Source organism: Micromonospora sp. WMMD723, assembly GCF_049863385.1.
Lineage (GTDB): Bacteria > Actinomycetota > Actinomycetes > Mycobacteriales > Micromonosporaceae > Micromonospora > Micromonospora wenchangensis.
In genome coordinates, this window is record NZ_JBMKNR010000001.1 from 3,393,133 (window position 1) to 3,419,281 (window position 26,149).

Genomic DNA, 26,149 nt, shown 5'->3' on the forward strand with positions numbered 1-26,149 from the left:
TCCTCCTGGCTCGTCGGCGTGCCGGTCCGGCACCGCCTGCGTCAGCTCGGGGAGAAGCCACGGCGGTCAGCCGGAGCCGATCATCTTTTCGGTAAACTTTCGGTTACTCTTTCGGAACTGTAGGCATAACATTGAGAAACGTCAATCACATGTCCTGTGCGGGTGACGTGGTGAGACGCAGGTGGGACGCCGCATTGGGGTGTTCGGCGGGAAGTGCACTCGACGGGATATCCGGATCGAATACTCGAAACTTTCGGTATCGATCGGCGCGCGTTGTCCCGGGCCCCGCCGGCGGGGGTGCGGGGCGGTCAGAACAGGGTGAGCGGCCCGGTCGGGATCGGCTCGGGCAGCGGGGCCAGGGCGGGGACCCGGGCCCGTACCTCGTCGTGGAACCGGCGGGCGAGCAGGGGTGCGTCGGCGTTGTCCGGGGTGTGCACGAACACGGTGGGCGAACGGCCCTCCCGCAACCAGTCGACGGTGATCTCGACCCAGCGCTGCCAGCCCTCGACCGTCTCGGACTCGGCGTCCCGGCCGAGATAGCGGACGATCGGCCGGTCGGTCAGCGCCGCCGTCCGCAACGGCAGGCGGGGCTTCTTCGTCCACGCCTCCCGCTCCGCGTCGCTGGTCGGCGGGGTGCGGAAGAACGCGGTGGTGTCGAAGGGGACCCACTCGGCGGACACCTCGGCGAGCACCCCCTCCAGCAGGCGCGTCGCGCGGGGCTCCAGGAAGAACGCGGGGTGCCGGACCTCCACGGCGTACCGGTGGGTGGCGGGCAGCCGGCGCAGCAGGTCGGCGAGCGCGGGGACGTCCGTCGGGGTGAACGACCCCGGCAGTTGGATCCACAGGGCGTGCGCCCGGCCGCCGAGCGGGGCGATCGCGTCGAAGTAGTCGCGTAGTGGCGCGTCGGCGTCGACGAGCCGCCGTTCGTGGGTCACCACCTTCGGCAGCTTGAGGACGAAGCGGAAGTCGGGCCCGGTCTGCCGCGCCCAGGACTCCACGGTCTCCCGGGTCGGAGTGGCGTAGAACGTGGTGTTTCCCTCGACCGCGTCGCACCAGCCGGCGTAGTGCCGCAGTCGCTCGTGTGCCGGCAGCGGGTGGGCGATCAGCCGCCCCTGCCAGGACCGGTGGGTCCACATCGCGCAGCCGACGTGCAACCGCATGATCCCGATCCTCCCGCAACGTCACCCGACCCGACCCGACCCGGTCCGTCGCCGCACGCTATCGGAGCACGGGCGGCCCGCCCGGATCGGGTGCGGCGGGGGATCGACGGATGGCGGAGGTGCCGGTGTTCACCCGACAGTCCCGATCGTCAACTTCCGGTTGACGATCGCGGTGCGTCAACCTATGGTTGACGCATGACGGAACCCGCTCAGCTCCCACACCCTGTCCGCCTCGACGAGCTGATCCAGGCCATCAAGAAGGCCCGGCCGGACGCGCTCGACCAACTCAGCGACGCGGTGCTCGTCGCCGACCACCTCGGCGACCTCGCCGACCACCTGATCGGCCACTTCGTCGACCAGGCCCGCCGCTCCGGGGCCTCGTGGACCGAGATCGGCAAGAGCATGGGGGTGAGCAAGCAGGCCGCCCAGAAGCGCTCCGCCGCGAAGGCCGACGCCGCCGCGACGCTCGACCCCAACGCCGGTTTCAGCCGGTTCACCCCACGCGCCCGCAACGTGGTGATCGCCTCGCAGGAGGAGGCCCGCGGCGCCGGCAACGCGGAGATCCGCCCGGAACACCTGGTGCTCGGCCTGCTCGCCGAACCCGACGGCCTCGCCGCCAAGGCCATGGTCGCCGAGGGGCTGGGCCCGGACGCCGTGCGGGAGGCGGTCACCGCGACGCTGCCCGCCGCGTCCGACCAGGTCCCCGACCTGATCCCGTACGACGCACAGGGCAAGAAGGCCCTCGAACTCACCTTCCGGGAGGCGCTGCGGCTCGGGCACAACTACGTCGGCACCGAGCACATCCTGCTGGCCCTGCTCGAGCTGGAGGACGGCACGGGCGTGCTGTCCGGCCTCGGCCTGACCAAGGAGCGGGCCGAGGCCCAGCTGGCCGCCGCCCTCGCCGGATTCGCCGGCAAGTAACGGCCCGACGTGACCGGCCCGTCCGGCACGACAGGGCGGGGTGCGGCAGGCCAGGGTGCGACGGGCCGGGGCCGGGCACGGCACCGGGGGCGCGCCCGGCCGGCCGGTCAGTCGCCGGTGGGGAAGCCGTACCGCAGCGCGTGCTCCGGGTCGGTCGGGTCGATCTGCCGGATGCCGGCGTCGGCGAGGCGCTTGTTGACCTCGTCGAGCTGCTCGCGCACCAGCCGGGCCTCCTCCTCGGTGACCCGCCCCCGGTGCGGCTTCCCGGCGTGGTCGAGGGTGCCGTAGTCGATCTTCTCGGCGCTCTTGCGGGCCTTCGGCGGACGCACCCGCTCGGCGGTACGCAGCAACTGCGCCATCGGGGTGTCGGTCGCCATCGCGTCGAACTCGCTGGCGGTCAGCACCACCCGACGCGGTTCCCCGCCGGCGTGCCGGTCGTGGATCTCGACCACCGCCACGTCGAGCGCGGCGTCGTCGATGCCCTCCACCTCGGTCACGGTGGCGTCCAACTGCACGGGCCCGGCCACCAGGTCGGGATGCTCCAGCACGACGACCCGGACCACCTCGTCGTCGGGACGCAGCACCGTGCCGCTGAAGTCGGAGACGTGGATCGTCTTCTTGCCCATGCGCTGCGGTTCTCCTGTCGCTGGCCGGAATCGACCACAAGACGCTACCCGACAGGTGTGCGAACGCCCCGGCCGGACACCCCGGTGGGACGGCCGGCGCGTGGCGCAGCCGCCGGGGGTCGCGTGGTGGCACCGACGGGTCGGTGCGGTGGTGCGTCGCCGCTGCGGGGCGCGTCCGCCGGGGCCACGGGGGACGGACCGGGGCCGTCGTCGCGGGCGCGCCGTGCCGGGTCAGCGGGCGGTGAGGCCGCGCCGGGAGGAGATGCCGGCGGGGAGGGTGTTCAGCTCGCCCCAGGACAGTCGGGCGTTGACGCCGCGACCGCACCGGGCCTCCCGGTAGCGCGGCTGGGCCGGAAACCGGCCGGCACCCCCCGCCGTGTTCCACACTCGTGCGCTGTCCTGCTGGTACCGCTCGTTCGGCTGCATAGGCATGGCCATTACCGTCCCAAAGAAAGGTGTCCATGTATGGAAATAGATATGACGCACGGTCGATGGACCGGGTTCCGGTGAGGCAGCTCACGGTCCGGTTCCCTCTACCCGTGACGCGCTCCCGGCAACCGGGCGTCGGCCGTGGCGGCCCGGCGTACCGTGGATCATGAAGCGACCCACGGGCTGAGAGGGGCGGGCGGTGCTGGACCGGCGGCTGTACCTGCACCTGGCGACCTGGCTCGGGCAGTGGCCGGCACCGCCCGGCCTGCACGTGGTCGGCTCGTGGCGGCGGACACGTCCGGCCTGGGACGGCCGGGTCCGCCCGGCGGTCGCGGTCCGGGCCGCCGGCAGCACCGTGCTCTCCGTGCCGTCCGGGCTGGTCGCGGCCGTCCGGGAGTTGGCCGCCGGGCCCCGGCCCGCCCTGTACGGGGCGCTGCCGGCGTTGGTCGGGCAACCCGCCTGGGTGGTCAACGACGACGTGTTCCGGTGGTGCCTCGCGCCGGCCCCGCTGCCCGACGTCGGCACCTGGACCGCCCCCACCGACCCCGCCCTGCCACCCTGGCTGCACCTGTTCGACCGCGAGGTGCTCGTCGTGCGGGACGCCGACGGCGGCTACCTCGCCGGCGTCGGCATCAAACGGCACGACGCGTACGGGCACGAGCTGGCCGTCGGCACGGTGCCCGCGGCGCGCGGCCGGGGGCTGGCCCGACGGCTCGTCGCGCAGGCCGCCCGTCGGGTGCTCGACGAGGGCGCCGTCCCCACCTACCGGCACGATCCGGCGAACACCGGTTCCGCCCGGGTCGCCGAGGCCGCCGGGTTCGCCGACCGGGGCTGGTCGACCTACGGCGTCTACCCGACGTGAGAGCGCGGCCCGGCCGGCGGCGCGGACCGTGGATCCCGGGCCGGATCCACGGTCCGCTGCCTGCCCCAGGCCCCGCCGTGACCGGTGTCCACCGGTCGACCTCGGTGTTGGTCACGCTACGTACTCGGATGCTGGCTCGGCAAGGGGTGGTCGGCGGGTTCTCTCTGTCCAGTAATGGACTTGAGCTGGGGTTAAGGGAAAGTTCGCCGTCGAGGCCCGGTGACGCAACGTGCTCGTCGTTCGCTCCGGTGGCTGCCCGGCAGGGTGGTGTCAGGAGCCCCCGGTAGGGTCGGGCGTCGCGGCGAGAACCGGCGCGCGGTCGGGGACGGCCGGATGGCCAGGAGTGGACTGACATGCAGCTGCCGACGCCGGGCGAGGGGCACGGGCGGGTGGTCCTGGCACCGGTGGGTGACCTGGACGTCGCCACCGTCCCCGGGCTGCAACGCGACCTCGACGAGGCGCTGTGCCACCCCGGTCTGTCGGAGATCGTCGTCGACCTGACGGCCGTCACCTTCCTCGACTCGACGGGGGTGGCCGCGTTGCTGCACGCGGCGGCCGAGGCGGTCGGCCGGGGGGCCACCCTGCGGCTGGTCGACCCGCAACCGGTAGTGTCCCGGGTCCTGCGGATCACCGCGGTGGGCCGGCTGCTCGGCCTTCCCGACGACCACGGCGACCCGGCACCCTGGCGTCGCTGACCGGGCCGTCCCGCCCCGCGCAGGTGCCCCGCCCGTCGGGGGACGGCCCGTCAGCCGGTCAGGCCGAGCACCTCCGCCGCCGCGCGACCGTTGGCGTGGCTCGCGCCGAAGGTGGTGACGAAGGCCCGTACCCCGGCCGGCCGCCACCGCCCCGGCCAGCCCATCTCCACCACCGTCACCCGATGCGTCGCGGCCAGCGCCTCGACCAGCGCGGGACCGCCGGGCAGCCGGTGCAGGTGCCGCCCGACCAGCACGACCGGCCGGTCCCCGGCGAGCCGGCGTACCGTGGCCGGGTCGACCTCGGCGGCGACCACCCGGAGCTGTTCGACGTCGGCCAGGTGCGGGCCCAGCCCCCACGGCACCCGGCCCTCGGCGACGGTGGCGGCGGCGTACACCTGCACCACGAGCGGGCGTGCCGGCCCGGTCGGGTCGCCCTCCACCCGCACCGCCCGGCGGGCGGCCCGGTACCCGAGGCCGACCTCGACGGGGCCGGTGGGACCGGGTGGGCGGGCCGCGCCGGTCCAGGCGGCGAGCGCGGCGGCGCGACCGGCGGCCTGCTCCACCCGGGCCCGGTCCAGCCGGCCGTCCCCGAGCGCCCCGACGATCTCGGCCACCACCCGCTCGACCAGCGTGGCGTCGACCTTCGCGCCCAGGCAGAGCAGGTCCGCCCCGGCGGCCAGGGCCCGTACGGCGGCCGGCCCGACCCCACCGGCGGCGACGGTCGCGCCCTTCATCTCCAACGCGTCGGTGACCACCGCGCCGGTGAAGCCGTACTCGCCGCGCAGCAGGTCGACCAGGACGGCCCGGCTGAAGGTGGCCGGGCCGTCCCCGGTCAGCGCCGGCACCCGGATGTGCGCCGTCATGACCGCCTGCACGCCCGCGTCGACCGCCGCCGCGAAGGGCGGCAGGTCGCGGGCCCGCAGCAGCGCCGCGTCGGCGTCCACGGTGGGCAGTTCGTGGTGCGAGTCGGCGACGGTCGCGCCGTGGCCGGGGAAGTGCTTGGCGCAGGCCGCCACCCCCGCCGACTGGAGACCCGCCACGGCGGCGGCCGTGTGGGCGGCCACCCGGCCCGGGTCGGCCCCGAACGCGCGGGTGCCGATCACCGGGTTCTCGTCGGCGGTGTTCACGTCGACCGTGGGGGCCAGGTCGACGGTGACGCCGACGGCGGCCAGTTCACCGCCGATCGCCGCGTAGACCTCCCGGGTGAGCGCGGTGTCGTCGACCGCGCCGAGCGCCGCGTTACCCGGGTACGGGCTGCCGGTGGCGTGCGCCAGCCGGGTCACGTCGCCACCCTCCTCGTCGATGGCGAGCAGCACGTCGGGCCGGGCGGCGCGCAACGCGGCGGTGCCCGCCGCGAGCTGGCCCGGGTCGTGCACGTTGCCGCCGAACAGGGTGTGCCCGGCCAGCCCCTCGGCGACCAGCGCGACCGCCCAGTCCGGCGGCACCGGCCCCGGGTACGCGGCCAGCAGCGTGCCCAGCGCCAGCCGGCGCAGTCCTGGATCGATCCCCACCTGAACCCCCTCTCCCGCCCCCGGAACCCGCGCCGACGGCGCACCGGCCGGCTGTCGACGCGTGCCGGTGGACGGCACGTGTGTCGGTACGGGCGGCCGGGTCGTCCGAGTTCCCCGCCACGGGGCGGCCGATACGCTACGGACATCCCTGATCAACGCGATTCGGTAAGCAGAGTTTACGAAAACCAGAGGACGTGGCATGAGTGCGACCCGGCTGCCCGGAACCCCCCGACTGTTGCGGGCGCTCAACGACCGTGCGGCGCTGGAGCTCCTGCTCGAACGCGGCCCGCTCACCCGCGCCCGGCTCGGCGAGCTGACCGGCCTGTCCAAGGTCACCGCCTCGCAGCTGGTCGAGCGGCTGGAGGAACGGGGGCTGGTCGCCCGGGTCGGTGAGCAGGCCGGTGGGCGGGGGCCGAACGCGCAGCTCTACGCCGTGCGGCCGGGCAGCGCGTACGTGGTCGGGGTGGACGTGGGTGCGGAACGGGTGGTGGCCGCCTGCGCGGACATCACCGGTGCGGTCGTCAGTCAGGTCGAGCAGTCCACCCGGGACACCGACGACCCGGTCGGCGTGGTGCACACGGCGGTGGTGCAGGCGGCCAGCCGGGCCGGCGCGGAGCTGGACAGCGTACGGCGGGTGGTGCTCGGCACTCCGGGTCTGGTCGACCCGGCCACCGGCGACATCACCTTCGCGTTCAACCTGCCCCGCTGGCACCGGGGCCTGCTCGCCGCGCTGCGCGAGGACCTGCACACGCCGGTCGTCTTCGAGAACGACGTCAACCTGGCCGCCGTCGCCGAGGCGCAGTCCGGGGCCGCGCAGGGGCTGGCGGACTTCGTCCTGGTCTGGGTGGGTGCCGGGGTCGGTCTGGCGATCATGCTGGGTGGCCGGCTGCACCACGGCAGCAGCGGCGCGGCCGGCGAGATCGGCTACCTGCCGGTGCCGGGGGTGCCGATCCCCCGGGACGTCTCGCGCCGGGCCAAGCCGGCGTTCCAGCAGCTCGCCGGCGCGGACGCGGTCCAGGCGGTGGCCCGGGAACACGGCATCGACGCACCCGACGCGGCCGGCGCGGTGCGGGCCGCCATCGCCGCCGGCACCGCCGGTGGCCCGCTGCTCGACGAGCTGGCCCGACGGCTCGCCCTCGGGGTGGCCAGCACCTGCGTGGTGCTGGACCCGCCGCTGGTGGTGCTCGCCGGTGAGGTGGGCCAGGCCGGCGGGGCGGCGCTGGCCGAACGGGTGCAGCACGAGGTGGCCGCGATCACCCTGGTGCGGCCCCGGGTGGTGCCCACCGGGCTGACCGAGGAGCCGATCCTGCGGGGCGCGCTGCGGACCGCGCTGGACGCCGTGCGCGACGAGGTGTTCGGGTCGACCGTCGGCTGACCGACCACCCCACCCGTCCGTCCTCATGAAGGAATACTTCACCACCGCGCCGGTCGTGGCAATATGTTGCCGTGACCGGCGGCGGTGGGCCGGGCCGCCCTAGACCAGGTCGCGGCGGCGGAACGCGACGAACGCGGACCCGGTGACCGCGCCGGTCAACGCCAGCAGCACCAGCAGCGCCGGCCCCCAGGTGATCGCGTAGACGCCGCCGTCGCAGACGCCGCTGCCCGGCGGGCAACCCCGGTCGTCCCAGAACTCCAACCGGCCGGACAGCCAGGCACCCAGGTAGTTGGAGAGCATCAGCAGGTCCGCCCGGGCCACGTCGAGGATCTGCAACACCAGCCGCGCACCCATCTCCCAGACCACCGCGTACGCGGCGACCGCGCCGAGCGCCGCCGAGGTGTGCCGGCCCAGCGTGGCGATCGCGAAGCCGAGCACGGTCGACAGCAGCACCAGCACCAGACCCCGCCCGTAGATCGCCCCCAGCCCGCCCCAGAACTGCCCGTCCAGCGGGCCCGGCACACCCGCCGTCTGCCCGATCGTCCAGAACGTGCCCAGGTAGAGCGCCGACGCCAGCACCGCGAGCGCGGCCACCAGCCCGACCAGGGTGCCCAGCTTCGTACCGAGCACGGTCACCCGGCCCGGCCGCCACAACAGCAGGTTGACCACCCCGCCGGAGTTCAGGTCCGCACCGATGTACGACGCGCCCACCAGGAAGCCGAACAGCACCAGGAACGCGATCAGGAAGTAGAGCAGCCCGCGCGCCTCGTGGGAGAAGACGAAGACCGACGACAGGTAGTCGGTGGCCAGCGGCAGCCGCTCCATCCGCGCCGGGTCCACCTCGGCGCAGTCGGCCGGTACGTACCCGGCGTCCTCGGTGATCGGGATCTCGCCGGCCCGGACCCGCAGGCAGCGGGTGTGCTCCGCCTCCAGCACCGCCACCGCCTGCGCGGCCTGCTCCTGGGCTGCGGACATCTCCTGCGCCGTCGGCCGGTGCGACCCGATCAGGGTGGTCGTGGTGGTCACCGCGAACGCCACCGCGAGCAGCAGCACCATCAGCTGGACGAAGCGGCGGGCGGTCAACCGCTCCACCTCGGCACGGACCAGGTTCACGCGTCCACCCTCCGACCCTCGGTCCGGTCCAGTTCGATCAGCGGTTCGTCGGCGTCACCCGCGTCGACGCCGTCCGGCTGCCCCGGCGGGGTCGCCCCGGCGGTGAGGTCGAGGAAGACGCTCTCCAGATCCGGCCGGACCGGGGTCAGCTCGCGGACCCACAGGCCCTGCCCACCGAGGGTGCTGCTGATCAGCTCCGGCTCCGGTGCGCCCCCGACCACCAGCACGTCGTCGGGGTCGACGACGACCGTCAGCCCGGCCTCCCGCAGCAGCCGCGCGCCCCGCTCCGACTCGGCCACCCGGACCCGCCACTCGTGCGGGTCGTGCCCGGCCAGCACGTCGTCCACCCGGCCCGCCGCCACCCGGCGGCCCCGCGCGATGATCGTGACGTGGTCGCAGATCAACTGGATCTCGGCCAGGATGTGGCTCGACACCAGCACGGTCACCCCGGACCCGGCGAGCGTGCGCATCAGGTCCCGCATCTCCCGGATGCCGGCCGGGTCCAACCCGTTCGCCGGCTCGTCCAGGATCAGCAGCTCCGGGCTCTTCAACAGCGCCGACGCGACGGCGAGACGTTGCTTCATGCCCAGCGAGTAGCTCCTCACCCGGTCCTCGCCCCGCTCCCGCAGGCCGACCTGGTCGAGGACCTCGTCCACCCGGGACGTCGGCACGCCACCGGCCACCGCCAGCAACCGCAGCGTGCGGTGCCCGGTGAAGTTGCCGAAGAACTGCGGACTCTCCACGATCGCGCCCACCCGGCCGGTGACCCGACCCAACTGCTCCGGGGTCGGCGCACCCAGCACCCGCAACTCCCCGGCGTCGGCGTTGACCAGCCCCAGCAGGGCGCGCAGCGTGGTGGTCTTGCCGGAGCCGTTGGGGCCGAGGAAGCCGTGCACCTGGCCCGCCTCGACGACCATGTCGAAGCCGTCCACCGCCACCCGCCTGCCCCGCCGCATGGTGCGGAACGTCTTGCGCAGACCGGCGATCTCGATGACCGCGCTCATCCGCACCGCCCCTCGTCTCGTACGGGCATGGGTCGTCCTCCCGGGATGGTGGCCAACGACACGGTGCCCCACCCTATGGCCGGGCCACCCGCCCGTGGGGGGCGGTCTCGGGCTGCGTGGTTGGATGGAGCGGTGACTGGTGACCCGTTCCCCGCCGCAGCCGCCCCCTCGACCGTGGACGCGGATCTGGTGGTCAGCCTGGACGGCGTCGCCGTCCGGCGATCCGGCACCGCCCTGCTGCACGACGTCGACTGGCGGGTCGAGCTGGACGAACGCTGGGTGGTGCTCGGCCCCAACGGCGCCGGCAAGACCACCCTGCTCAACCTCGCCTGCGGTCAACTGCACCCGAGCACGGGCGTCGCGCACGTGCTCGGCGAGCGGATCGGTCGCACCGACCTCACCGAGCTGCGGACCCGGATCGGCCTCACCACCGCCGCCGTGGCCGAGCGCATCCCCGCCGAGGAACGGGTCGGTGACGTCGTGCTCACCGCCGCCTGGTCGGTCGTCGGCCGCTGGCGGGAGAGCTACGACCGGGCCGACGAGGCCCGCGCCCACGCCCTGCTCGGGCAGCTCGGCGTCGGCCACCTGACCGATCGCACGTACGGCACCCTCTCCGAGGGCGAGCGCAAGCGGGTGCAGGTCGCCCGCGCCCTGATGACCGACCCGGAACTGCTGCTGCTCGACGAGCCGGCCGCCGGGCTCGACCTGGGTGGGCGCGAGGACCTCGTCGGCCGGCTCGCCGAGCTGGCCCACGACCCGGACGCCCCGGCCCTGGTGCTGGTCACCCACCACGTCGAGGAGATCCCGCCCGGATTCACCCACGCGCTGCTGCTGCGCGACGGCGCGGTGGTCGCCCAGGGCCTGCTCGCCGACACCCTGACCGCCGACAACCTCAGCAAGACCTTCGGCCTACCCCTGCTGGTCGAACACCACGCCGACCGCTGGACCGCCCGCGCCGCCTAACCCCACCCCCACCCCCACCCCACCCCCACCCCGGCGTCGATCATGGAGTTGTGGTGGGGGAAAGAACCTCCCGTGTCCCTTTTGCGGCCACCACAAGTCCATGATCGACGGGATGGGCGGTGGGGCTGGTGGGGTGGGGTGGGTGGGGTGGGGATTTAGACTCGTCGTGGTGACTGGTGGGGGCGGTGGGGAGGTTGGGGTGTCGGTGGGAGGTGGAGTGCGGCAGAGCCGGATCGTCGTGGTGGGCAGCGCCAACATGGACGTGGTCGGAGCCGGCCCGACGCTGCCCCGGCCGGGGGAGACCGTGCTCGGCAGCCACTTCGTGATGGTGCCCGGCGGCAAGGGCGCCAACCAGGCCATCGCCGCCGCCCGCGCCGGTGCCGCCTGCACCTTCCTCGGCGCGCTCGGCTCCGACTCGTTCGGTGTCACCCTGCGGGCCAGGATCACCGCCGCCCAGGTGGACGCCACCCACCTGCGGGTGGTCTACGGGGCCTCCGGGGTCGCCCTGGTGATGGTCAACGCCGCCGGGGAGAATGCCATCCTGGTCACCCCCGGCGCGAACGCCGCCTTCACCGCCCTCACCGACGCCGAGCTGTCCGCCGTACGCGGGGCGGACGTGCTGGTCGCCCAGCTGGAGATCCCGGTCGAGACGGTGACCGAGGCGGCGGTGGCCGCCCGTGCCGCCGGCACCCGGGTGATCCTCAACGCCGCGCCGGCCCGGCAGGTACCCGCCGAGCTGCTGGCGGCGGTGGACCTGCTGGTGGTCAACGAGACCGAGGCGCACCTGCTCACCGGCCGGGGGCGGGACGACCCGGGGGCGCTGCTGGCGCTGGTGCCCCGGGCGGTGCTCACCCTCGGCGGCGGGGGCGCCTGGTACGTCGAGCGGGACGTCCCCGCCGTGCACGTGCCCGCCGTCGCGGTGGACGTGGTCGACACGACCGCCGCCGGGGACGCGTTCACCGGTGCCCTGGCCGTGGGCTGGGGCGAGGGCCGGCCGGTGGTCGACGCGGTGCGCTGGGCGGCGGCGGCCGGTGCGGCGTGCGTCAGGCGGCTCGGCGCGTCGGTGGCGCTGCCCGAGCGTGCCGAGATCGACGCCCTCTACACCCCGACCGCCGACGACTGACCGGCGGCTCAGCCGGCCGGGTCGTCGCTGAGCCGTTCACCCCGGCGGCGCAGCATGCCCAGGCCGGGAATGCCGGCGACGGCGAGCTTGAGGTCACGGGTCACGTCGAGCAGGTCGTGCAGGTCCGGGCCGACCCGGTCGAGGGTGGCCAGGATCGGCAGCACGTCCGAGGTCAGATGCTCCTTGAGCTTCGGCAGCTCGTCGACGAGCCGGATCGCCGCGGCCAGCTCCTCGTGGCTCAGCTCGGCCACGAACCGGTTCGCCATCGGCGCGCCCCGCCGCAACGCCGGCTCGTACGCGGTCATCAGCTCGGCTGCGACGGTGGCCGCGCCCTCGGCGGTCGCCACCGTGCCGGCGGCCCGGTCGGCCACCGCCCCGGCCTCGGCCACCACCTCGCCGGCCGACCGGGCCACCTGCCCGGCCCCGGCCACCACCCCGGCCGCCGCGTCGGCGACCTCGGTGGCCCTGGTGACGGTCGTGGTCGCCGCCGCACTGATCACCGCCACCTCGCGCACCGCCTCCTCGGCGTCGGTGAGCACCCGGTCCGTGCGGTCCAGGGTGCCCTCGATCCGGTCCACCACCCCGTTGATCCGGGTCAGCAGCGCCTCCACCCCGTCGAGCACGGCGAAGGCACGGGCCGGCACGGCGGCGAACGAGGCGGCCGAACCGAACGCCTGGTCGAGGGCGGAGCGGGTGAGACCGACGACGTCGGCCGGTCGGGGCAGGGGGATGGCCATGTCACCCAGTGTGCGTCGGGTCGGCCAGCGCCGCCCGCCGGGACGGTCCCGGGCGCGGGCCGGAGCAGGTCGGCCGCCGTGGTCGCGGGCCGGGCCGGCACGAAGAACGGACCCGGCCGTACGCCCGGGAAGAGCGCGGGGACGGTACCCCGGGGAATACGGGAATCGGGGCGGACGGGGGTGGTCGGACGGACGGTAGGGTGCCCGCATGTCGCTCCGTCCCCCCGGCGTGACGCCGGCCGGTCGGGGCCGCGCGGCGCTGACGGTCCTCGCCGTGCTCGCCCTGCTCCTCGGTGGCTACGGGCTGCTGCGGGCGGACGCCGGCCTGACCACCCGGCAGGTCACCGCCGACGGGGTGCCGCTGACCGAGGTACGGGCCGCCGACGACGGGACGGGCGCGGTGCGCCGGCCGGGGGTGGTGATCGCGCACGGCTTCGCCGGCTCGGCCCGGTTGATGCGCCCGCTCGCCGACACGGTCGCCCGGCGGGGCGCGGTGGCGCTGCTGCTCGACTTCGCCGGGCACGGCGGCAACCCGGCCGGGCTGCCCGGGGCGGGCCGCGACGACACCGCGTCCCGCGCCAGCCTGGAACACGACCTGGCGGTCGCCGTCGCCCACCTGCGGGGCCGGCCCGACGTCGACCCGACGCGGATCGTCCTGGTCGGACACTCGATGGGCGCGGGGGCGGTGACCCGGTACGCCGCCGGCCACCCCGACATCGCCGGCACCGTCGCGATCTCGCTGCCCGACGGCGGTGACCTGCCCGACGCCCGGCCGCAGCGGCTGCTGCTGATCGTCGGCGGCCTGGAGTTCCCCGCCTTCCGGGCCACCGCCGAGGCGACCGCCCGACGGGGCGACGGCCGACGGATGGTGGTCGTCCCCGGGGTCGAGCACATCTCGGTGCTCTTCGCCGGCCGTACCCACCGTGAGGTCGCCGCCTGGGTCGGCGGTGCCGGTGGTGCGGCACCGCGCCCGGCCGCCCGCCTGGTCCCGGCGGGGTTGCTGCTGCTCGGCCTCGGTCTCGGCTTCGTGCCGCTGGCGACCCTGCTGACCGGCCGTCGCGGCCGACCCGTCGCGCCCGTACCCGTCGCGCCGGCACCCGCCGTGCTGGCGGTGGCGACGGCCGTCACCGGAGTCGGGGTGCTGCTCGCCCCGGTGCTGCCGACCACCCGGTTGCCGCTCGCGGTCGGCGGCTACCTCACCGGCTTCCTGCTGGTCACCGGCTTCCTGCTGGCCGCCGCCCGGTACTGGCCGCTGCGCCTGTTCGCCGCCGGTCCCACCCCCGTCGCAGCGGCTGCGCCAGGTGGGCCCGTTCCGACCACCGGCGGGCATACGCCGCTGCGGCCGGTGGTCGCGGCCCTGTTGCTGACCGGGTACGCCGTGGCCGCCGTCGCCGTGCCGATCCACCTCGGCCTCACCTGGGCGCTGCCGGTGGGCGTCCGGTGGTGGCTGCTGCCGGTGGTGACGGTCGGCTGCCTGGTGTTCCTGGCCGGCGCGGAGCTGCTCACGCAGGGACGGAGCTGGCGGTACGCGGCGGTCGGCGCGCTCGCCGTACCGGCGCTGGGCGGGGCGGCCGTGGTGGGGTTGGCCCCCGGTTTCGTGCTGCTGGTGGTGCCGCTGTTCGTGGTGCTGCTCGGGTGGCAGGCCGCCTGGGCGGCGGTGCTGCGCCGGGCCGGTGCGCCCCGCTGGGCACCGGCGGTGGTGGGCGCGATCCTGGTGGCCTGGCCGGTCGCCACCGCGCTGCCGCTGAGTTGACCCGCAGCCGCGGAGGCAGGGGCGACCACCCCGGCGGGGCGGACGGATGTCACCGGGGTTCGCCCTGCTGCTCGACGGCGCGCTGGACGGCGCGGTAGATCTGCCCGAACCGCAACGCGTCGGGGGTACGCAGCAGCATCACCTCCTGCCCCAGGTGCTGCACCCACAGCTCGTTGACCTTGTTGCCGCGTTCGTAGGACCGGTCCAGCCAGCCGAGCGGCAGCTCCAGGAAGGGCAGCAGGACGAGCACCCCGACGCCGCAGACGGCCAGCACGATCAGGGCCGGTTTCCACTCGCCCCGGTCCTGCGCCGACCAGAGCAGCGAGACCACACAGATCAGCGCGACCAGCGGGGGCAGCGAGAGCAGCAGCACCAGCACCCCGCGCCCGAGGATGCGGGACCGGACGGCCATGGTGGTGGCCCCGCGTGCGTGCCAGACGTACGCGACGTCGGCGATCCGTACGACCTGCCCACCGGCCCGGATCGACTCGGAGGTCACCTGCACCGTGTCGTCCCGGTAATAGAGGGTCATCACTAACCCTAACCGTTCGCAGGCGACCGGTGCCGCTGTGTGGCCGACGGATCGCACGCCCGGCGGGCGGCGCGACGGTCCCGTCCTCTGTGCCTCGGCTCAGTCTGCGGACCCGCCCGGACCGGTCACCGCCTGCTGCCCGTCCTCGGCCCCTGCGGGCCGGGCGCGGTCGGCCCCGTGGCCCGCGCCGGTGACCCGTCGGGCCGGCGCGGCGGGGCGGCGTTCTCCATCGCCCGCTGCACCGCCCGGTAGATCCGCCCGAAGCGCAGCGCGTCGCCGGTGCGCAGCAGCAGCACCGGCCGCCCCTGCCAGCGGACCCACAGCTCACGCTGCCGGCTGCCCCGGTCGTAGGAGCGGTCCAGGCGGTCGAAGAGGAAGTCGGCGACCGGCCCGACGGCCAGCCCGACCAGCACCGACGCTCCCACGATGGCGAGCGTGACGGTGGGGGAGCGGTGCAGCCAGACCGCCACCGCGATGCCGACCGCCGCAGCCACCAGCGGGCCCGCCAGGGCGGCCCCGATCGCACCCCGCCCGGCCAGCACCCGCCAGGAGCGGTCGCCCCGGCGGTGCCAGACCAGGCCGATCTCGGCCAGCGGGAAGGCCCGGCCGTCGACCCGGATGGCGGTGGAGGTGACCTGCACCGACCGGTCGTCGTAGTACGTGATCATCGCTGGACTCCCGAGCGCGGGTGGCGAACACCAGACTACGTACCCCAACGACCCGGGTCGTAAGGTTGGCACGCGACTTCGACGAGGAAGTGAGGGCAGCGTGAGCGAGTTCGTGCGGCTGGAGACCAGGGACGGCATCGGCACCATCCGGCTGGAGCGGCCACCGATGAACGCGCTCAACAAGCAGGTCCAGGAGGAACTGCGGGCCGCCGCCACGGCCGCCGCCGCCGACCCGGGCGTCCGCGCCGTCATCGTGTACGGCGGGGAGAAGGTCTTCGCCGCCGGGGCGGACATCAAGGAGATGGCCGACATGTCCTACGTGGACATGGCGGAGCGGGCCGCCGACCTGTCCAGCGCCGTCGGCGCGCTCGCCCGGATCCCCAAGCCGGTGGTCGCCGCGATCACCGGGTACGCCCTCGGCGGCGGCTGCGAGCTGGCGCTGGCCTGCGACTGGCGGGTGGTGGCCGAGGACGCCAAGCTCGGCCAGCCGGAGATCAAGCTCGGTGTCATCCCCGGTGCGGGTGGCACCCAGCGGCTGGCCCGGCTGGTCGGTCCGGCCCGCGCGAAGGATCTGATCATGTCCGGCCGGATGGTGGACGCGGCGGAGGCGCTGCGGATCGGGCTGGCCGACCGGGTCGCCCCGGCCGCCGAGGTCTACGACACCGCCGTGGCGCTGGTACGCCCGTACCTGACCGGGCCGGTGCAGGCGTTGCGGGCGGCGAAGCTGGCGGTCGACGCCGGGCTGGACATGGACCTCGGCTCCGGGTTGGCCTGGGAGAGCCAGCTCTTCGCCGGGCTCTTCGCCACCGACGACCGGCGCGAGGGGATGGCCGCCTTCGTCGAGAAGCGCAAGCCCGACTTCACGGGTCGCTGACCCGCCCCGCCCCGGGGTCGCGATCCGTCGGCCCCGGGGCGACCCGCGTCGCGGCGACGGTGGTCCCGCCGCCGGCACCGTGCCGAGAACTGTTCACATCCCGGATACCGGCCAGTAGCGTGTGACTCCGGTCATGGACGAGGGGAGCGGCGATGACGGAACGGGTCGAGGGCCACGGCGGAGCGCTGGCGCTGGCGGCACTGCGGGCGTACGGCGTACGGGAGATGTTCACCCTCTCCGGCGGGCACGTCTTCCCGCTCTACGACGCCGCCCACACCACCGGCTTCCCGCTCTACGACGTCCGGCACGAACAGTCCGCCGTCTTCGCCGCCGAGGCGGTGGCCAAGCTCCAGCGACGCCCCGGCCTCGCCGTGCTCACCGCCGGCCCCGGCGTCACCAACGGCATCTCCGGCCTGACCAGCGCCTTCTTCAACGCCTCGCCGGTGCTGGTGCTGGGCGGCCGGGCCCCGCAGTTCCGCTGGGGTTCCGGCAGCCTCCAGGAGATGGACCACCTGCCGCTGGTCGCCCCGGTCACCAAGCACGCCGAGACGGTGTTCACCGCCGACGACATCCCCCGCGCGGTATCCGCCGCGCTGACCACCGCGCTCACCCCGCACCGGGGCCCGGTCTTCCTCGACTTCCCGCTGGAGGCGATCTTCTCCGTCGGCGACGCGGAGCTGCCCGCCCCGACGCCCGTCGCGCCGCTCGAACCCGACCCGGACGAGGTGACGAAGGCCGCCCGGTTGATCGCCGCCGCCGCCCGCCCGGTGATCATCGCCGGTTCCGACGTGTACGCCGGGGACGCCGTCGCCGCGCTGCGCGAGGCCGCCGAGGCGTTGCAGGTGCCGGTCTTCACCAACGGCATGGGCCGCGGCGCGCTCCCGCCGGAGCACCCGCTCGCCTTCGCCAAGGCCCGCCGGGTCGCCCTCGGCGACGCGGACGTGGTGGTCGTCGTCGGCACCCCGCTGGACTTCCGGCTGAGCTTCGGCGACTTCGGCGACGCGGCGGTGGTGCACGTCGTCGACGCCCCCACCCAGCGGGCCGGGCACGTCCAGCCCGCCGCCAGTCCGGCCGGTGACCTGCGGCTGATCCTGTCCGCGTTCGCCGACCACACCGGCGACCGGGCCGACCACGCCGACTGGATCGAGCGGCTGCGCACCGCCGAGGACGCGGCACGGGCACGCGACGCCGCCGAGATGGCCGCCGACACCGACCCGATCCGCCCCGCCCGGGTCTACGGCGAGCTGCGCCGGGCCCTCGCCCCGGACGCGATCACCATCGGCGACGGCGGCGACTTCGTCTCGTACGCCGGGCGCTACCTGGAGCCGTCGCAGCCCGGCACCTGGCTCGACCCCGGCCCGTACGGCTGCCTGGGCACCGGGACGGGCTACGCGATGGGTGCCCGGGTCAGCCACCCCGACCGGCAGGTCTGCGTGCTGATGGGCGACGGCGCGGCCGGGTTCTCGCTGATGGACGTGGAGTCGCTGGTGCGGCAGCGGCTGCCGGTGGTGATCGTGGTCGGCAACAACGGCATCTGGGGGCTGGAGAAGCACCCGATGCGGGCCATGTACGGCTACGACGTCGCCGCCGACCTGCAGCCCGAACTGCGCTACGACAAGGTGGTCGAGGCGCTCGGCGGTGCCGGGGAGACGGTGGCGAAGGCCGCCGACCTCGGCCCGGCCCTGGGGCGGGCGTTCGACGCCGGGGTGCCGTACCTGGTCAACGTGCTCACCGACCCGGCCGACGCGTACCCGCGCTCGTCCAACCTGGCCTGACCACCCGGTCCGCGACCGCCGCCGGACCCGGCGGCGGTCGGGTTCTGCCGCGCGGATAAATCGGCGGAATGTCAGCGGCGACGCACGTAACGTCAGACCCCTCGCCCATCGTTGGACGATCCAGCGATAACGACGGGAGTTCTGATGACATACGCCATCCGCGCCGAGGGGCTGGTGCGCCGGTTCGGCGACACCACCGCCCTGGCCGGGGTCGACCTGGCGGTCCCGGCCGGCACGGTCTTCGGTCTGCTCGGCCCCAACGGCGCCGGCAAGACCACCGCGGTACGGGTGCTCGCCACCCTGCTCACCGCCGACGAGGGGCACGCCACCGTCGGCGGGTACGACGTCCGCCGCGACGCCCACCGGGTCCGCCAGCTGATCGGCCTCACCGGCCAGTACGCCTCGGTCGACGAGAACCTGACCGGCACCGAGAACCTGCTGCTCATCGGCCGGTTGCTGGGCCTGTCCCGGCGCGGTGCCCGGGACCGGGCGGCCGAGCTGCTGGCCGGGTTCCAGCTCACCGACGCCGCCGGGCGGGCCGCCAAGACCTACTCGGGGGGCATGCGCCGCCGGCTCGACCTGGCGGCCAGCCTCGTCGGTCGGCCGCAGGTGCTCTTCCTCGACGAGCCGACCACCGGCCTCGACCCGCGCAGCCGCAACGACCTGTGGGACATCGTCCGAAGTCTGGTGGCCGAGGGGGTGACCGTGCTGCTGACCACGCAGTACCTGGAGGAGGCCGACCAGTTGGCCGACGAGATCGCCGTGGTCGACCACGGGCGGGTCATCGCCCAGGGCACCCCGGAGGAGCTGAAGGCCAAGACCGGCGGTCAGGTGCTGACCGTCCGGCCGGTGGAGGCCGCCGACCTGCCCACCGTGCTCGCCGTCGTCGGCGAGGTGACCGGGGTCGACCCGGAGGTCGCCCAGACGACGGTCAGCGCGCCGGTCACCGGTCCGGACGCGCTGCCCGCCGTGGTCCGCCGGCTCGACGACGCCGGGGTGCACGTCGGCGAGCTGGCCCTGCGCGGGTCCAGCCTCGACGAGGTGTTCCTCTCCCTCACCGGCCACCGGGCCGAGGACGAGACCACCCCGACCCTGGAAGGGAGCCCGGCGTGACCGCCGCGACCGTCGCCGCTCCGGCGGCCCCCGCCACGCCGGCCCGCCGGCTCGGCCCGACCGCCGGGCTGCGGCACACCGGCACGTTGGCCTGGCGCAGCCTGGTGCAGATCAAGCACAACCCGATGGAGCTGCTCGACCTGAGCATCCAACCGGTGATGTTCGTGCTGCTCTTCACGTACGTCTTCGGTGGGGCGATCTCCGGCAGCCCGGGGGAGTACCTGACCTTCGCGTTGCCGGGCATCATCGTGCAGAACGCCTTCTTCGCCACGATGACCACCGGTTTCGGCCTCAACCAGGATCTGACCAAGGGCGTGTTCGACAGGCTCCGGTCGCTGCCGGTGGCCCGCTGGTCCCCGCTCGCCGGCCGGATCGTCGCCGACACGGTCAAGCAGGCGTGGTCGTTGACCCTGCTGCTCGGCGTCGGGATGATCCTCGGCTTCCGGCTCGGCAACGGGGTGTTCGGCCTGCTCGGCGCGTTCGCCCTGCTGCTGGTCTTCTCGCTCGCCGCCGCCTGGATGTCGGTGCTGGTCGGGGTGCTGGTCAGCGAACCGGACAAGGTGCAGATCTTCGGCTTCACGGTGATCTTCCCGCTGAGCTTCACCAGCAACGCCTTCGTGCCGACCGAGACCATGCCGTCCTGGCTGCAGCACTGGGTCGAGGTGAACCCGGTGACCATCCTGGCGAACGCGCTGCGGGGGCTGCTGGTCGGTGGGCCGGTGGCCGCGCCGGTGCTCCAGTCGCTGCTCTGGGCGGTGGCCATCGCCGCCGTCTTCGCCCCGCTCGCGGTGCGGGGCCTGCGCCGGCGGGTCTGACCCCGGCCGCCGTCAGAGTTCGGGTCGCTCGCCGTCGCGGGGCCGCTCACCGTCGCGGGGGGCGGCGTCCTCCCGCGGCGGCGAGCGGTCGGCCGACGCGGGGCCGCCCCCGGGTGCGGGGCCGTCGGGGGACGCCGGGCCGCCCCGGCGGCGCAGGTCCTCCTCCCGGCCCCGCAGGTCCTCCTCCCACCGCTGGAAGAGGGCGTTGTCGTCGCGGCGGACGCGTTCGTCGATCGACTTGAGGAACTCGGGGTCGTCGTCGGGCGCGACGGGCCGTCGGTCGGCCGCCGGCCAGCCCCGGCGGCGGTCACCCTCGGCGACCGGGCGGCCGGCGAGGAACCAGGCGATCGAGCCGACCAGCGGGAAGAACAGGATGACCGCCACCCAGGCGAACCGGGGCAGCCCGCGGACCGTCCCGTCCTCGGCGGAGAGGCAACTGATCAACGCGCAGGCGGCGAGCACCACCTGGAGCAGGAACAACACCACATAGAGCCGGGCCATGCACCTATCATGGCTCAGCCGTGCGCGTCACCACACCCCGCGCAGCACGAGCGACACGCACAGCAGCGCCAGGCCGGCCGTGCCGAGGGCCACCAGCGGGACGGCCCGTGCGTCGAGGCGGGACTGCCGGCGGCCGGTGGCCCGTCCCCAGCCCACCACCAGCGTGGCCCACCAGGCCAGCACGATGGCCCCGGCGAGTAGCGCCCCGGCGACGTCGCCGGTGAGCGCCAGCCGGACCGCCAGCACCGCCACCACCGTGTACGCCAGCCCGAGGCGACGCCAGGCCAGCCGGGTGCGCTCGGGTTGCAGGCCGGGGTCGCGGGTCCCGTCCGACGGCACCCCGGTCACCTGCCGTTCACCCCGCGGGCCAGGACGGCGACCACCAGCAGCAGCGCGCCGACCGCCACGATCAGGGCGAGCACGGCCGGGAACCGGGACGCCGGCAGGCGTTGCCCGAGCCGGATGGCCTGCTCGGTGCGGGACCAGTGGTCCACCGCCCGGACGGCGACGGTGCCGCCGAGCAGCAGCAGCGTCACCGCGATCGCCTCCCGCAGGTGCCGCAGCGGCAACGGCGGCAGGAACTGGGCGGCGGCCAGCCCACCGGCGATCAGCGCCAGCCCGGTGCGCAGCCAGGCCAGGAAGGTCCGTTCGTTGGCCAGGGAGAAGCGGTAGTCGGGGGTGGTGCCCACGGAGTCGAGGTCCGACGGGTCGAACCACCGTCTGATCGCCTGCCACACGACGCCGATTATCCGCTTTACCGCCGACATAGCCTGGACCGATGACCGATCTTGATGCCTCCACCCTGCGCGACAGCTACGACCGGCAGCTCCGGCCGGAGATCCCCGACCCGGTCCCGGCCGGTGTGACCGTCGAACACGATGGCCCGCTGGTGCGCATCCTGGGTCTGGACCACGGCGGTTTCCTCACCTACCGCACCCTGGACGGGCTGGTCGGGTCGGAGCTGGACGCGCTGATCGCCCGCCAGGTCGAGCTGTTCCGGCAGCGCGGCGAGTCGGTGGAGTGGAAGCACAACACCCACGACGAGCCCGCCGATCTGCCGGACCGGCTGCGCGCCGCCGGCTTCGTCCCGCAGGACCGGGAGACCGTCCTGATCGGGCCGGTCGCGCCCCTGGCCGCCGCCGTGCCGGTGCCCCCCGACGGGGTACGCCTGCGCGAGGTCACCGGCCGTGACGACCTGGAGCGGATCGCCGCGATGGAGGCGGAGGTCTGGGGTGAAGACCGTTCCCACCTGGTCACCGGCCTACTGCGGGAGATCGAGGCGGACCCGCAGTCGATCACCGTGGTGGTGGCCGAGGCGGGGGAGACGGTGGTCAGCGCCGGTTGGGTGCGCTACCTCAACGGCACGGGCTTCGCCAGTCTGTGGGGCGGTTCGACGCTGGCGCAGTGGCGACGCCGGGGTGTCTACCGGGCGTTGGTGGTCTACCGGGCCCGGCTGGCCGACCAGCGCGGCAAGACGTTGTTGCAGGTGGACGCCTCGGAGGACAGCCGACCCATCCTGGAGCGACTCGGCTTCGTCCCGGTCACCACGACCACCCCGTACGTCTACACTCCGTGATCATGGAGCAGCGGCTGACGGACGACGAACAGCAGGTTCTCAAGACGGGCGCGTTCGGCGCGGTGTTCCTGGTGTCGAACGCCGACCCGGGGGTGTTCGCGATGATCCGGGAGAGCTTCGCCGCGTCCGGGGCGTTCGCCGGGGCCAGCGGGCTGGTGAAGGAGGCGCTCGGCACCGGTGGACTGCCCCGGCTGCCCCGGGACTCGGCCCTGGACGTCGAGTCGGTGGTGCTGCCGGCGCTGGCGCGGGCGGTGGACATCCTGCGGGAGAAGTCCCCGGCCGACGTGTCGGCGTACCGCGAGCTGGTGCTGACCGCCGCGGCGGAGGTGGCCCGCGCGCACCGGGGGGTGACGCCGGCCGAACAGGACGCGATCACCCGGATCAGGACCGCGCTGGCCGACCCCGCCGGTCCGGTCTGACAGCCGGTGCGGGGCCGGCCTGATGTCGGTCCGGGCCCGACCGCAGCGCGGTGAGGTGTGTCACCGTGGGTGGCCGGGAGGGGTAACCTACTGGCAGGTAACATTGCGTTCGTGGGCAACTGCACAACAGCCTGCGGTTGACCGGGTGTCAACGACGCGCAAAGCTCCGCCCTTAACCGGGCGAGCAGATCGCACACCACCAACAGGAGGGTTGTCGAATCGCGATGAACATCGTCGTACTCGTCAAGCAGGTGCCTGATTCGGGCGCGGACCGCAACCTGCGTGCTGACGACAACACCGTCGACCGCGGTTCGGCGAACAACGTGATCAACGAGATGGACGAGTACGCCATCGAGGAGGCGCTGAAGATCAAGGAGGCGCACGGCGGCGAGGTCACCGTCCTGACCATGGGACCGGACCGGGCCACCGAGTCGATCCGCAAGGCGCTGTCGATGGGCCCCGACGCCGCCGTGCACGTCCTCGACGACGCCCTGCACGGGTCCTGCGCCGTGGCCACCTCGAAGGTGCTCGCCGCCGCCCTCGGGCAGCTCAACGCCGACCTGGTGCTCTGCGGCGCGGAGTCGACCGACGGCCGGGTCCAGGTCATGCCGCACATGCTCGCCGAGCGGCTCGGGGTCGCCGCGCTGACCGGTGCCCGCAAGCTCACCGTCGACGGCGGCACGCTGACCGTCGAGCGGCAGACCGAGGAGGGCTACGAGGTGGTCACCGCCTCGACCCCGGCCGTGGTCTCCGTCTGGGACACCATCAACGAGCCGCGCTACCCCTCCTTCAAGGGCATCATGGCCGCCAAGAAGAAGCCGGTGAAGACGCTGTCCCTGGCGGACCTGGGCGTCGCGCCGACAGAGGTGGGCTTCGAGGGCGCGACCAGCGCCGTCGTCGAGCACACCAGGCGTCCACCGCGCTCCGGCGGCGCCAAGATCACCGATGAGGGCTCCGGCGGCGTCAAGCTGGTCGAGTTCCTCGCCACCGAGAAGTTCGTGTGAGGGGTCAGAACATGGCTGAGGTACTCGTCGTCGTCGAAGCCACCAGGGAATTCGGCGTCAAGAAGGTCACCCTGGAAATGCTCACCCTCGCCCGTGGGCTGGGCACCCCGAGCGCCGTGGTGCTCGGTGGCCCCGGTGCCGCCGAGGCGCTCGGCGCCAAGCTCGGCGAGTACGGCGCGGAGAAGATCTACGCCGCCGAGAGCGAGGAGATCGACGGTTACCTGGTGGCCCCCAAGGCGACCGTCATCGCCGAACTGGTCAACCGGGTGCAGCCGGCCGCCGTCCTGCTGGCCTCGGCCCAGGAGGGCAAGGAGATCGCCGCCCGACTGGCCGTCAAGCTGGACAACGGCATCCTGACCGACGTGGTCGGCCTCGACGCCGACGGCACCGCCACCCAGGTCGCCTTCGCCGGCTCCACCATCGTCAAGTCCAAGGTCACCAAGGGGCTGCCGCTGGTCACCGTGCGGCCGAACTCGGTCACCCCGGCCCCGGCGGCGGCCACCCCGACCGTCGAGCAGCTCACCGTGTCGGTCACCGACACCGACAGGCTGGCGAAGGTCGTCGAGCGGGTCGCCGAGCAGAAGGGCTCCCGCCCGGAGCTGACCGAGGCCGGCATCGTCGTCTCCGGCGGTCGCGGGGTCGGCAACGCCGACAACTTCAAGCTGGTCGAAGAGTTGGCCGACCTGCTCGGCGGCGCCGTCGGGGCATCCCGGGCGGCGGTCGACTCCGGCTACTACCCGCACCAGTTCCAGGTCGGGCAGACCGGGAAGACCGTCTCCCCGCAGCTCTACGTCGCGCTGGGCATCTCCGGCGCGATCCAGCACCGGGCCGGCATGCAGACCTCGAAGACGATCGTCGCCGTGAACAAGGACGGCGAGGCCCCGATCTTCGAGCTGGCCGACTACGGGGTGGTGGGCGACCTGTTCAAGGTCGTACCGCAGGCCGCCGAGGAGATCCGCAAGCGCAAGTGACCCGTCGCGGGTCGCACCGAGCCGCCGTCCGGTCCGCCGGGCGGCGGCTCCGTCGTCCCCGCCGCCTTGTCGGTCGTCCCCGGCCCGGCCGGGTCCGCGCGGACGCGGCCGATGGGAGCTGATCGGCGGGCCGGGGAGCTGAGCCGGCCCGCCGATCAGCCCGTCAGGGTGCCCCTCAGCAGGCTGTCGCCGGAGTGGGCGGGCTTGTTGTCGTACTGCTCGGCGGAGACGTCGACCACCGAGTATGCCTCAAGATCAACGTTCGGGGGCAGGGGCAGCAGGGCGTCGCCGGAGCTACCCCGCAGCACACCCACCGAGAACATCTCCATGGTCGTCGGATTGATCAGCCAGACCTCGTAGTACCCCGTAACGTCCGGGAGATTCGCGACGTGCAGGTGCAGTCGTCCGTCGGCGAAGACCCGGGCGTCGCCCCGGGCGTCGGCCGGCGTGCTCCCGTACGCGGCCAGCGGCGCGCTGGCCAGCACGTCCTGTTGCGGCGTCGCCCCCCGGTCGCCGAGCACGAAGACGGTGCCGAGCACCGCGATCGCGGCGGCGGCGGTCGCCGAGACGACAGTGGTCGCCCAGCGTGGCCAACGCCGTGACCGGCCCGCCGGTCGGACGGCACGCCCGCCGCCCGGGGACGACGACGGCCGCCGGGACTCCGGCCGGTCGCCGGCCCTCACCGCCGGTCGCCGGTCACCGGTCGCCACCGACGGGTGCGGGTCGCCGGTCACCACCGAGGGTTGCCGGTAGGTCGGGTCGACGCCGTTCCTGGCCGCCGGAAGGGCCTGCGCCGGGTCCGGCCCGAGATCCTGCCGGTGTGCCTCGGCCGGCGACGGCACCTGCGCGACGGCGTCGAGTTCGGCCAGGATGCCCGCCCAGAGGTGGGCCGGCGGGTCGGGCAGGTCGTGCAGGCCCTGGGTGCCCGCGCCCAGCCCGGCGACGTGCCGCAGGGACTCCAGCTCGCGCCGGCAGGTCACGCAGCCGCCGAGGTGGTCGGTCTCGCCGTGGTCCGCCTCGCTCTCACCGAGCGCCAGAAAGACCAGCCGGTCGTGGTCCAGGTGCTGCACCGTCCACCTCCCATCTGCGTTTCAAGCTCGCCATGCCCCGCCTGATGTGACTCTTGACCGTGCCCAGCGGCACCCCGGTCACCGTCGCGATCTGTTGGTGTGTCAGGTCGTCGTAGAAGGCCAGCTCCAACATCCGTCGTTGGTCGTCGGGGAGCCGGGCCAGCTCGTCGGCGACCACCAGCCGGTCGACCACCGTGTCCGGGTCCCCGCCGGTGCCGACCGGTTCGGGTAGCTGCCGCACGGTCTCCACCACCCGGGCCTCCCGGGCCGAGGCGCGCAGCCGGTCGATCACCTTGCGCCGGCCGATGCCGAGCAGCCACCCGATCAACGAGCCCTTGGTCGGGTCGAAGGTCTCCCGCCCCAGCCAGGCGGCGACGAACGTCGCCTGGGTCACGTCCTCCGCGTCGCTGCGGTTGGCCAACGTGCTGGTGGCCAGGTGGAGCACGGCCCGGCCGAACCGGTCGTACGCCTCCCGCAGCGCGCTCTCGTCGCCCGCCCGGAAGCGGGCGGCCAACTCGTCGGGGGGTGGTTCGGGTTCGTGTCCTGCTGTTCCCACCGC

Annotated in this window: 28 protein-coding genes and 1 pseudogene; 15 read left to right on the forward strand and 14 right to left on the reverse strand. The window is 74.2% G+C overall.

Features of this window, described 5'->3' with window-relative positions:
* Nucleotides 1–308: 308 nt before the first annotated feature.
* Nucleotides 309–1,136, reverse strand: a complete 828-nt coding sequence (locus ACN261_RS15335; protein WP_421487014.1) for a DUF72 domain-containing protein — start codon at nucleotides 1,134–1,136, stop codon at nucleotides 309–311.
* A gap of 219 nt (nucleotides 1,137–1,355) precedes the next feature.
* On the opposite strand from ACN261_RS15335, the gene ACN261_RS15340 reads away from it, so the two are divergent.
* On the forward strand, nucleotides 1,356–2,081 hold the full coding sequence (locus tag ACN261_RS15340; protein ID WP_421485972.1) for a Clp protease N-terminal domain-containing protein: 726 nt from the start codon (nucleotides 1,356–1,358) through the stop codon (nucleotides 2,079–2,081).
* A 107-nt stretch (nucleotides 2,082–2,188) separates the two neighbouring features.
* Here the strand turns inward: ACN261_RS15340 and ACN261_RS15345 are convergent, their stop codons facing one another.
* A complete protein-coding gene (locus ACN261_RS15345; RefSeq protein ID WP_425850750.1) occupies nucleotides 2,189–2,707 on the reverse strand; it encodes a hypothetical protein in 519 nt (172 codons plus the stop codon).
* Nucleotides 2,708–2,938: 231 nt separating this feature from the next.
* On the reverse strand, nucleotides 2,939–3,139 hold the full coding sequence (locus tag ACN261_RS15350; RefSeq protein WP_204923689.1) for a DNA repair protein: 201 nt from the start codon (nucleotides 3,137–3,139) through the stop codon (nucleotides 2,939–2,941).
* A gap of 196 nt (nucleotides 3,140–3,335) precedes the next feature.
* Here ACN261_RS15350 and ACN261_RS15355 point away from each other — a divergent pair, with 196 nt between their 5' ends.
* Both ACN261_RS15355 and ACN261_RS15360 read left to right on the forward strand, forming a co-directional pair.
* Nucleotides 3,336–3,998, forward strand: coding sequence for a GNAT family N-acetyltransferase (locus tag ACN261_RS15355; protein ID WP_425850752.1), 663 nt, complete (start codon nucleotides 3,336–3,338; stop codon nucleotides 3,996–3,998).
* 353 nt (nucleotides 3,999–4,351) lie between these two features.
* Nucleotides 4,352–4,693, forward strand: coding sequence for an STAS domain-containing protein (locus ACN261_RS15360; protein ID WP_421485978.1), 342 nt, complete (start codon nucleotides 4,352–4,354; stop codon nucleotides 4,691–4,693).
* Nucleotides 4,694–4,743: 50 nt separating this feature from the next.
* Here the strand turns inward: ACN261_RS15360 and ACN261_RS15365 are convergent, their stop codons facing one another.
* Nucleotides 4,744–6,204, reverse strand: a complete 1,461-nt coding sequence (locus ACN261_RS15365; protein WP_425850754.1) for a glycoside hydrolase family 3 N-terminal domain-containing protein — start codon at nucleotides 6,202–6,204, stop codon at nucleotides 4,744–4,746.
* 199 nt (nucleotides 6,205–6,403) lie between these two features.
* Here ACN261_RS15365 and ACN261_RS15370 point away from each other — a divergent pair, with 199 nt between their 5' ends.
* Nucleotides 6,404–7,579, forward strand: a complete 1,176-nt coding sequence (locus ACN261_RS15370) for an ROK family transcriptional regulator (RefSeq protein WP_088641729.1) — start codon at nucleotides 6,404–6,406, stop codon at nucleotides 7,577–7,579.
* Between the two features lie 99 nt (nucleotides 7,580–7,678).
* Here ACN261_RS15370 and ACN261_RS15375 read toward each other — a convergent pair whose 3' ends face one another.
* Together ACN261_RS15375 and ACN261_RS15380 are read right to left on the reverse strand one after the other, a co-directional pair.
* Nucleotides 7,679–8,692 carry an ABC transporter permease gene (locus ACN261_RS15375; protein ID WP_421485982.1) on the reverse strand — a complete coding sequence of 338 codons (1,014 nt, stop codon included), beginning with the start codon at nucleotides 8,690–8,692 and terminating at the stop codon, nucleotides 7,679–7,681.
* Complete coding sequence (locus tag ACN261_RS15380) at nucleotides 8,689–9,696, reverse strand: ABC transporter ATP-binding protein (RefSeq protein ID WP_425850756.1); 1,008 nt, start codon at nucleotides 9,694–9,696, stop codon at nucleotides 8,689–8,691. Before ACN261_RS15380 ends, ACN261_RS15375 begins: the two co-directional genes overlap by 4 nt.
* Nucleotides 9,697–9,771: 75 nt before the next feature.
* Between ACN261_RS15380 and ACN261_RS15385 the strand changes: the two genes are divergently transcribed.
* Nucleotides 9,772–10,659 carry an ABC transporter ATP-binding protein gene (locus ACN261_RS15385; RefSeq protein WP_421487015.1) on the forward strand — a complete coding sequence of 296 codons (888 nt, stop codon included), beginning with the start codon at nucleotides 9,772–9,774 and terminating at the stop codon, nucleotides 10,657–10,659.
* 217 nt (nucleotides 10,660–10,876) lie between these two features.
* A complete protein-coding gene (locus ACN261_RS15390) occupies nucleotides 10,877–11,782 on the forward strand; it encodes a ribokinase (RefSeq protein WP_421487016.1) in 906 nt (301 codons plus the stop codon).
* Between the two features lie 8 nt (nucleotides 11,783–11,790).
* Here the strand turns inward: ACN261_RS15390 and ACN261_RS15395 are convergent, their stop codons facing one another.
* Nucleotides 11,791–12,519, reverse strand: coding sequence for a hypothetical protein (locus ACN261_RS15395; RefSeq protein WP_421485985.1), 729 nt, complete (start codon nucleotides 12,517–12,519; stop codon nucleotides 11,791–11,793).
* A 208-nt stretch (nucleotides 12,520–12,727) separates the two neighbouring features.
* Here ACN261_RS15395 and ACN261_RS15400 point away from each other — a divergent pair, with 208 nt between their 5' ends.
* Nucleotides 12,728–14,272, forward strand: coding sequence for a dienelactone hydrolase family protein (locus ACN261_RS15400; protein WP_425850757.1), 1,545 nt, complete (start codon nucleotides 12,728–12,730; stop codon nucleotides 14,270–14,272).
* A gap of 49 nt (nucleotides 14,273–14,321) precedes the next feature.
* On the opposite strand, the gene ACN261_RS15405 is transcribed toward ACN261_RS15400, so the two are convergent.
* Nucleotides 14,322–14,804: a DUF6232 family protein gene (locus tag ACN261_RS15405; RefSeq protein ID WP_421485987.1), complete on the reverse strand. Its 483-nt coding sequence runs from the start codon at nucleotides 14,802–14,804 to the stop codon at nucleotides 14,322–14,324.
* Between the two features lie 125 nt (nucleotides 14,805–14,929).
* A complete protein-coding gene (locus ACN261_RS15410; protein ID WP_421485988.1) occupies nucleotides 14,930–15,472 on the reverse strand; it encodes a DUF6232 family protein in 543 nt (180 codons plus the stop codon).
* Between the two features lie 100 nt (nucleotides 15,473–15,572).
* Here ACN261_RS15410 and ACN261_RS15415 point away from each other — a divergent pair, with 100 nt between their 5' ends.
* The 4 genes from ACN261_RS15415 to ACN261_RS15430 all read left to right on the forward strand — a co-directional run bounded on the left by ACN261_RS15415 (nucleotide 15,573) and on the right by ACN261_RS15430 (nucleotide 20,049).
* On the forward strand, nucleotides 15,573–16,346 hold the full coding sequence (locus ACN261_RS15415; RefSeq protein WP_421485990.1) for an enoyl-CoA hydratase-related protein: 774 nt from the start codon (nucleotides 15,573–15,575) through the stop codon (nucleotides 16,344–16,346).
* Nucleotides 16,347–16,498: 152 nt separating this feature from the next.
* On the forward strand, nucleotides 16,499–18,121 hold the full coding sequence (locus tag ACN261_RS15420) for an acetolactate synthase (RefSeq protein ID WP_421485991.1): 1,623 nt from the start codon (nucleotides 16,499–16,501) through the stop codon (nucleotides 18,119–18,121).
* 144 nt (nucleotides 18,122–18,265) lie between these two features.
* Nucleotides 18,266–19,234, forward strand: a complete 969-nt coding sequence (locus ACN261_RS15425) for an ATP-binding cassette domain-containing protein (protein ID WP_421485992.1) — start codon at nucleotides 18,266–18,268, stop codon at nucleotides 19,232–19,234.
* Nucleotides 19,231–20,049: an ABC transporter permease gene (locus tag ACN261_RS15430; RefSeq protein WP_421485993.1), complete on the forward strand. Its 819-nt coding sequence runs from the start codon at nucleotides 19,231–19,233 to the stop codon at nucleotides 20,047–20,049. The genes ACN261_RS15425 and ACN261_RS15430 overlap by 4 nt, the downstream gene beginning before the upstream one ends.
* 138 nt (nucleotides 20,050–20,187) lie before the next feature.
* Here ACN261_RS15430 and ACN261_RS15435 read toward each other — a convergent pair.
* From ACN261_RS15435 to ACN261_RS15445, 3 genes and pseudogenes are all read right to left on the reverse strand, one after another.
* Nucleotides 20,188–20,550: pseudogene (locus ACN261_RS15435) on the reverse strand (PLD nuclease N-terminal domain-containing protein); the annotation flags it as partial.
* A 27-nt stretch (nucleotides 20,551–20,577) separates the two neighbouring features.
* A complete protein-coding gene (locus tag ACN261_RS15440) occupies nucleotides 20,578–20,898 on the reverse strand; it encodes a DUF202 domain-containing protein (protein WP_421485995.1) in 321 nt (106 codons plus the stop codon).
* Nucleotides 20,895–21,317 carry a YidH family protein gene (locus ACN261_RS15445; RefSeq protein WP_421485997.1) on the reverse strand — a complete coding sequence of 141 codons (423 nt, stop codon included), beginning with the start codon at nucleotides 21,315–21,317 and terminating at the stop codon, nucleotides 20,895–20,897. Before ACN261_RS15445 ends, ACN261_RS15440 begins: the two co-directional genes overlap by 4 nt.
* A gap of 11 nt (nucleotides 21,318–21,328) precedes the next feature.
* On the opposite strand from ACN261_RS15445, the gene ACN261_RS15450 reads away from it, so the two are divergent.
* The 4 genes from ACN261_RS15450 to ACN261_RS15465 all read left to right on the forward strand — a co-directional run bounded on the left by ACN261_RS15450 (nucleotide 21,329) and on the right by ACN261_RS15465 (nucleotide 24,520).
* Complete coding sequence (locus tag ACN261_RS15450) at nucleotides 21,329–22,126, forward strand: GNAT family N-acetyltransferase (protein WP_425850763.1); 798 nt, start codon at nucleotides 21,329–21,331, stop codon at nucleotides 22,124–22,126.
* Nucleotides 22,123–22,545, forward strand: a complete 423-nt coding sequence (locus ACN261_RS15455; RefSeq protein ID WP_421486001.1) for a hypothetical protein — start codon at nucleotides 22,123–22,125, stop codon at nucleotides 22,543–22,545. Before ACN261_RS15450 ends, ACN261_RS15455 begins: the two co-directional genes overlap by 4 nt.
* Nucleotides 22,546–22,769: 224 nt before the next feature.
* Nucleotides 22,770–23,549, forward strand: a complete 780-nt coding sequence (locus ACN261_RS15460; RefSeq protein ID WP_421486003.1) for an electron transfer flavoprotein subunit beta/FixA family protein — start codon at nucleotides 22,770–22,772, stop codon at nucleotides 23,547–23,549.
* Between the two features lie 11 nt (nucleotides 23,550–23,560).
* Nucleotides 23,561–24,520, forward strand: a complete 960-nt coding sequence (locus tag ACN261_RS15465; protein ID WP_421486005.1) for an electron transfer flavoprotein subunit alpha/FixB family protein — start codon at nucleotides 23,561–23,563, stop codon at nucleotides 24,518–24,520.
* A gap of 155 nt (nucleotides 24,521–24,675) precedes the next feature.
* On the opposite strand, the gene ACN261_RS15470 is transcribed toward ACN261_RS15465, so the two are convergent.
* Both ACN261_RS15470 and ACN261_RS15475 read right to left on the reverse strand, forming a co-directional pair.
* The gene (locus ACN261_RS15470; protein WP_425850766.1) at nucleotides 24,676–25,590 is read right to left on the reverse strand and encodes an anti-sigma factor; all 915 of its coding nucleotides are present in this window, start codon (nucleotides 25,588–25,590) and stop codon (nucleotides 24,676–24,678) included.
* Nucleotides 25,544–26,146, reverse strand: a complete 603-nt coding sequence (locus tag ACN261_RS15475; protein ID WP_421486008.1) for an RNA polymerase sigma factor — start codon at nucleotides 26,144–26,146, stop codon at nucleotides 25,544–25,546. Before ACN261_RS15475 ends, ACN261_RS15470 begins: the two co-directional genes overlap by 47 nt.
* Between the last annotated feature and the right edge of the window lie 3 nt (nucleotides 26,147–26,149).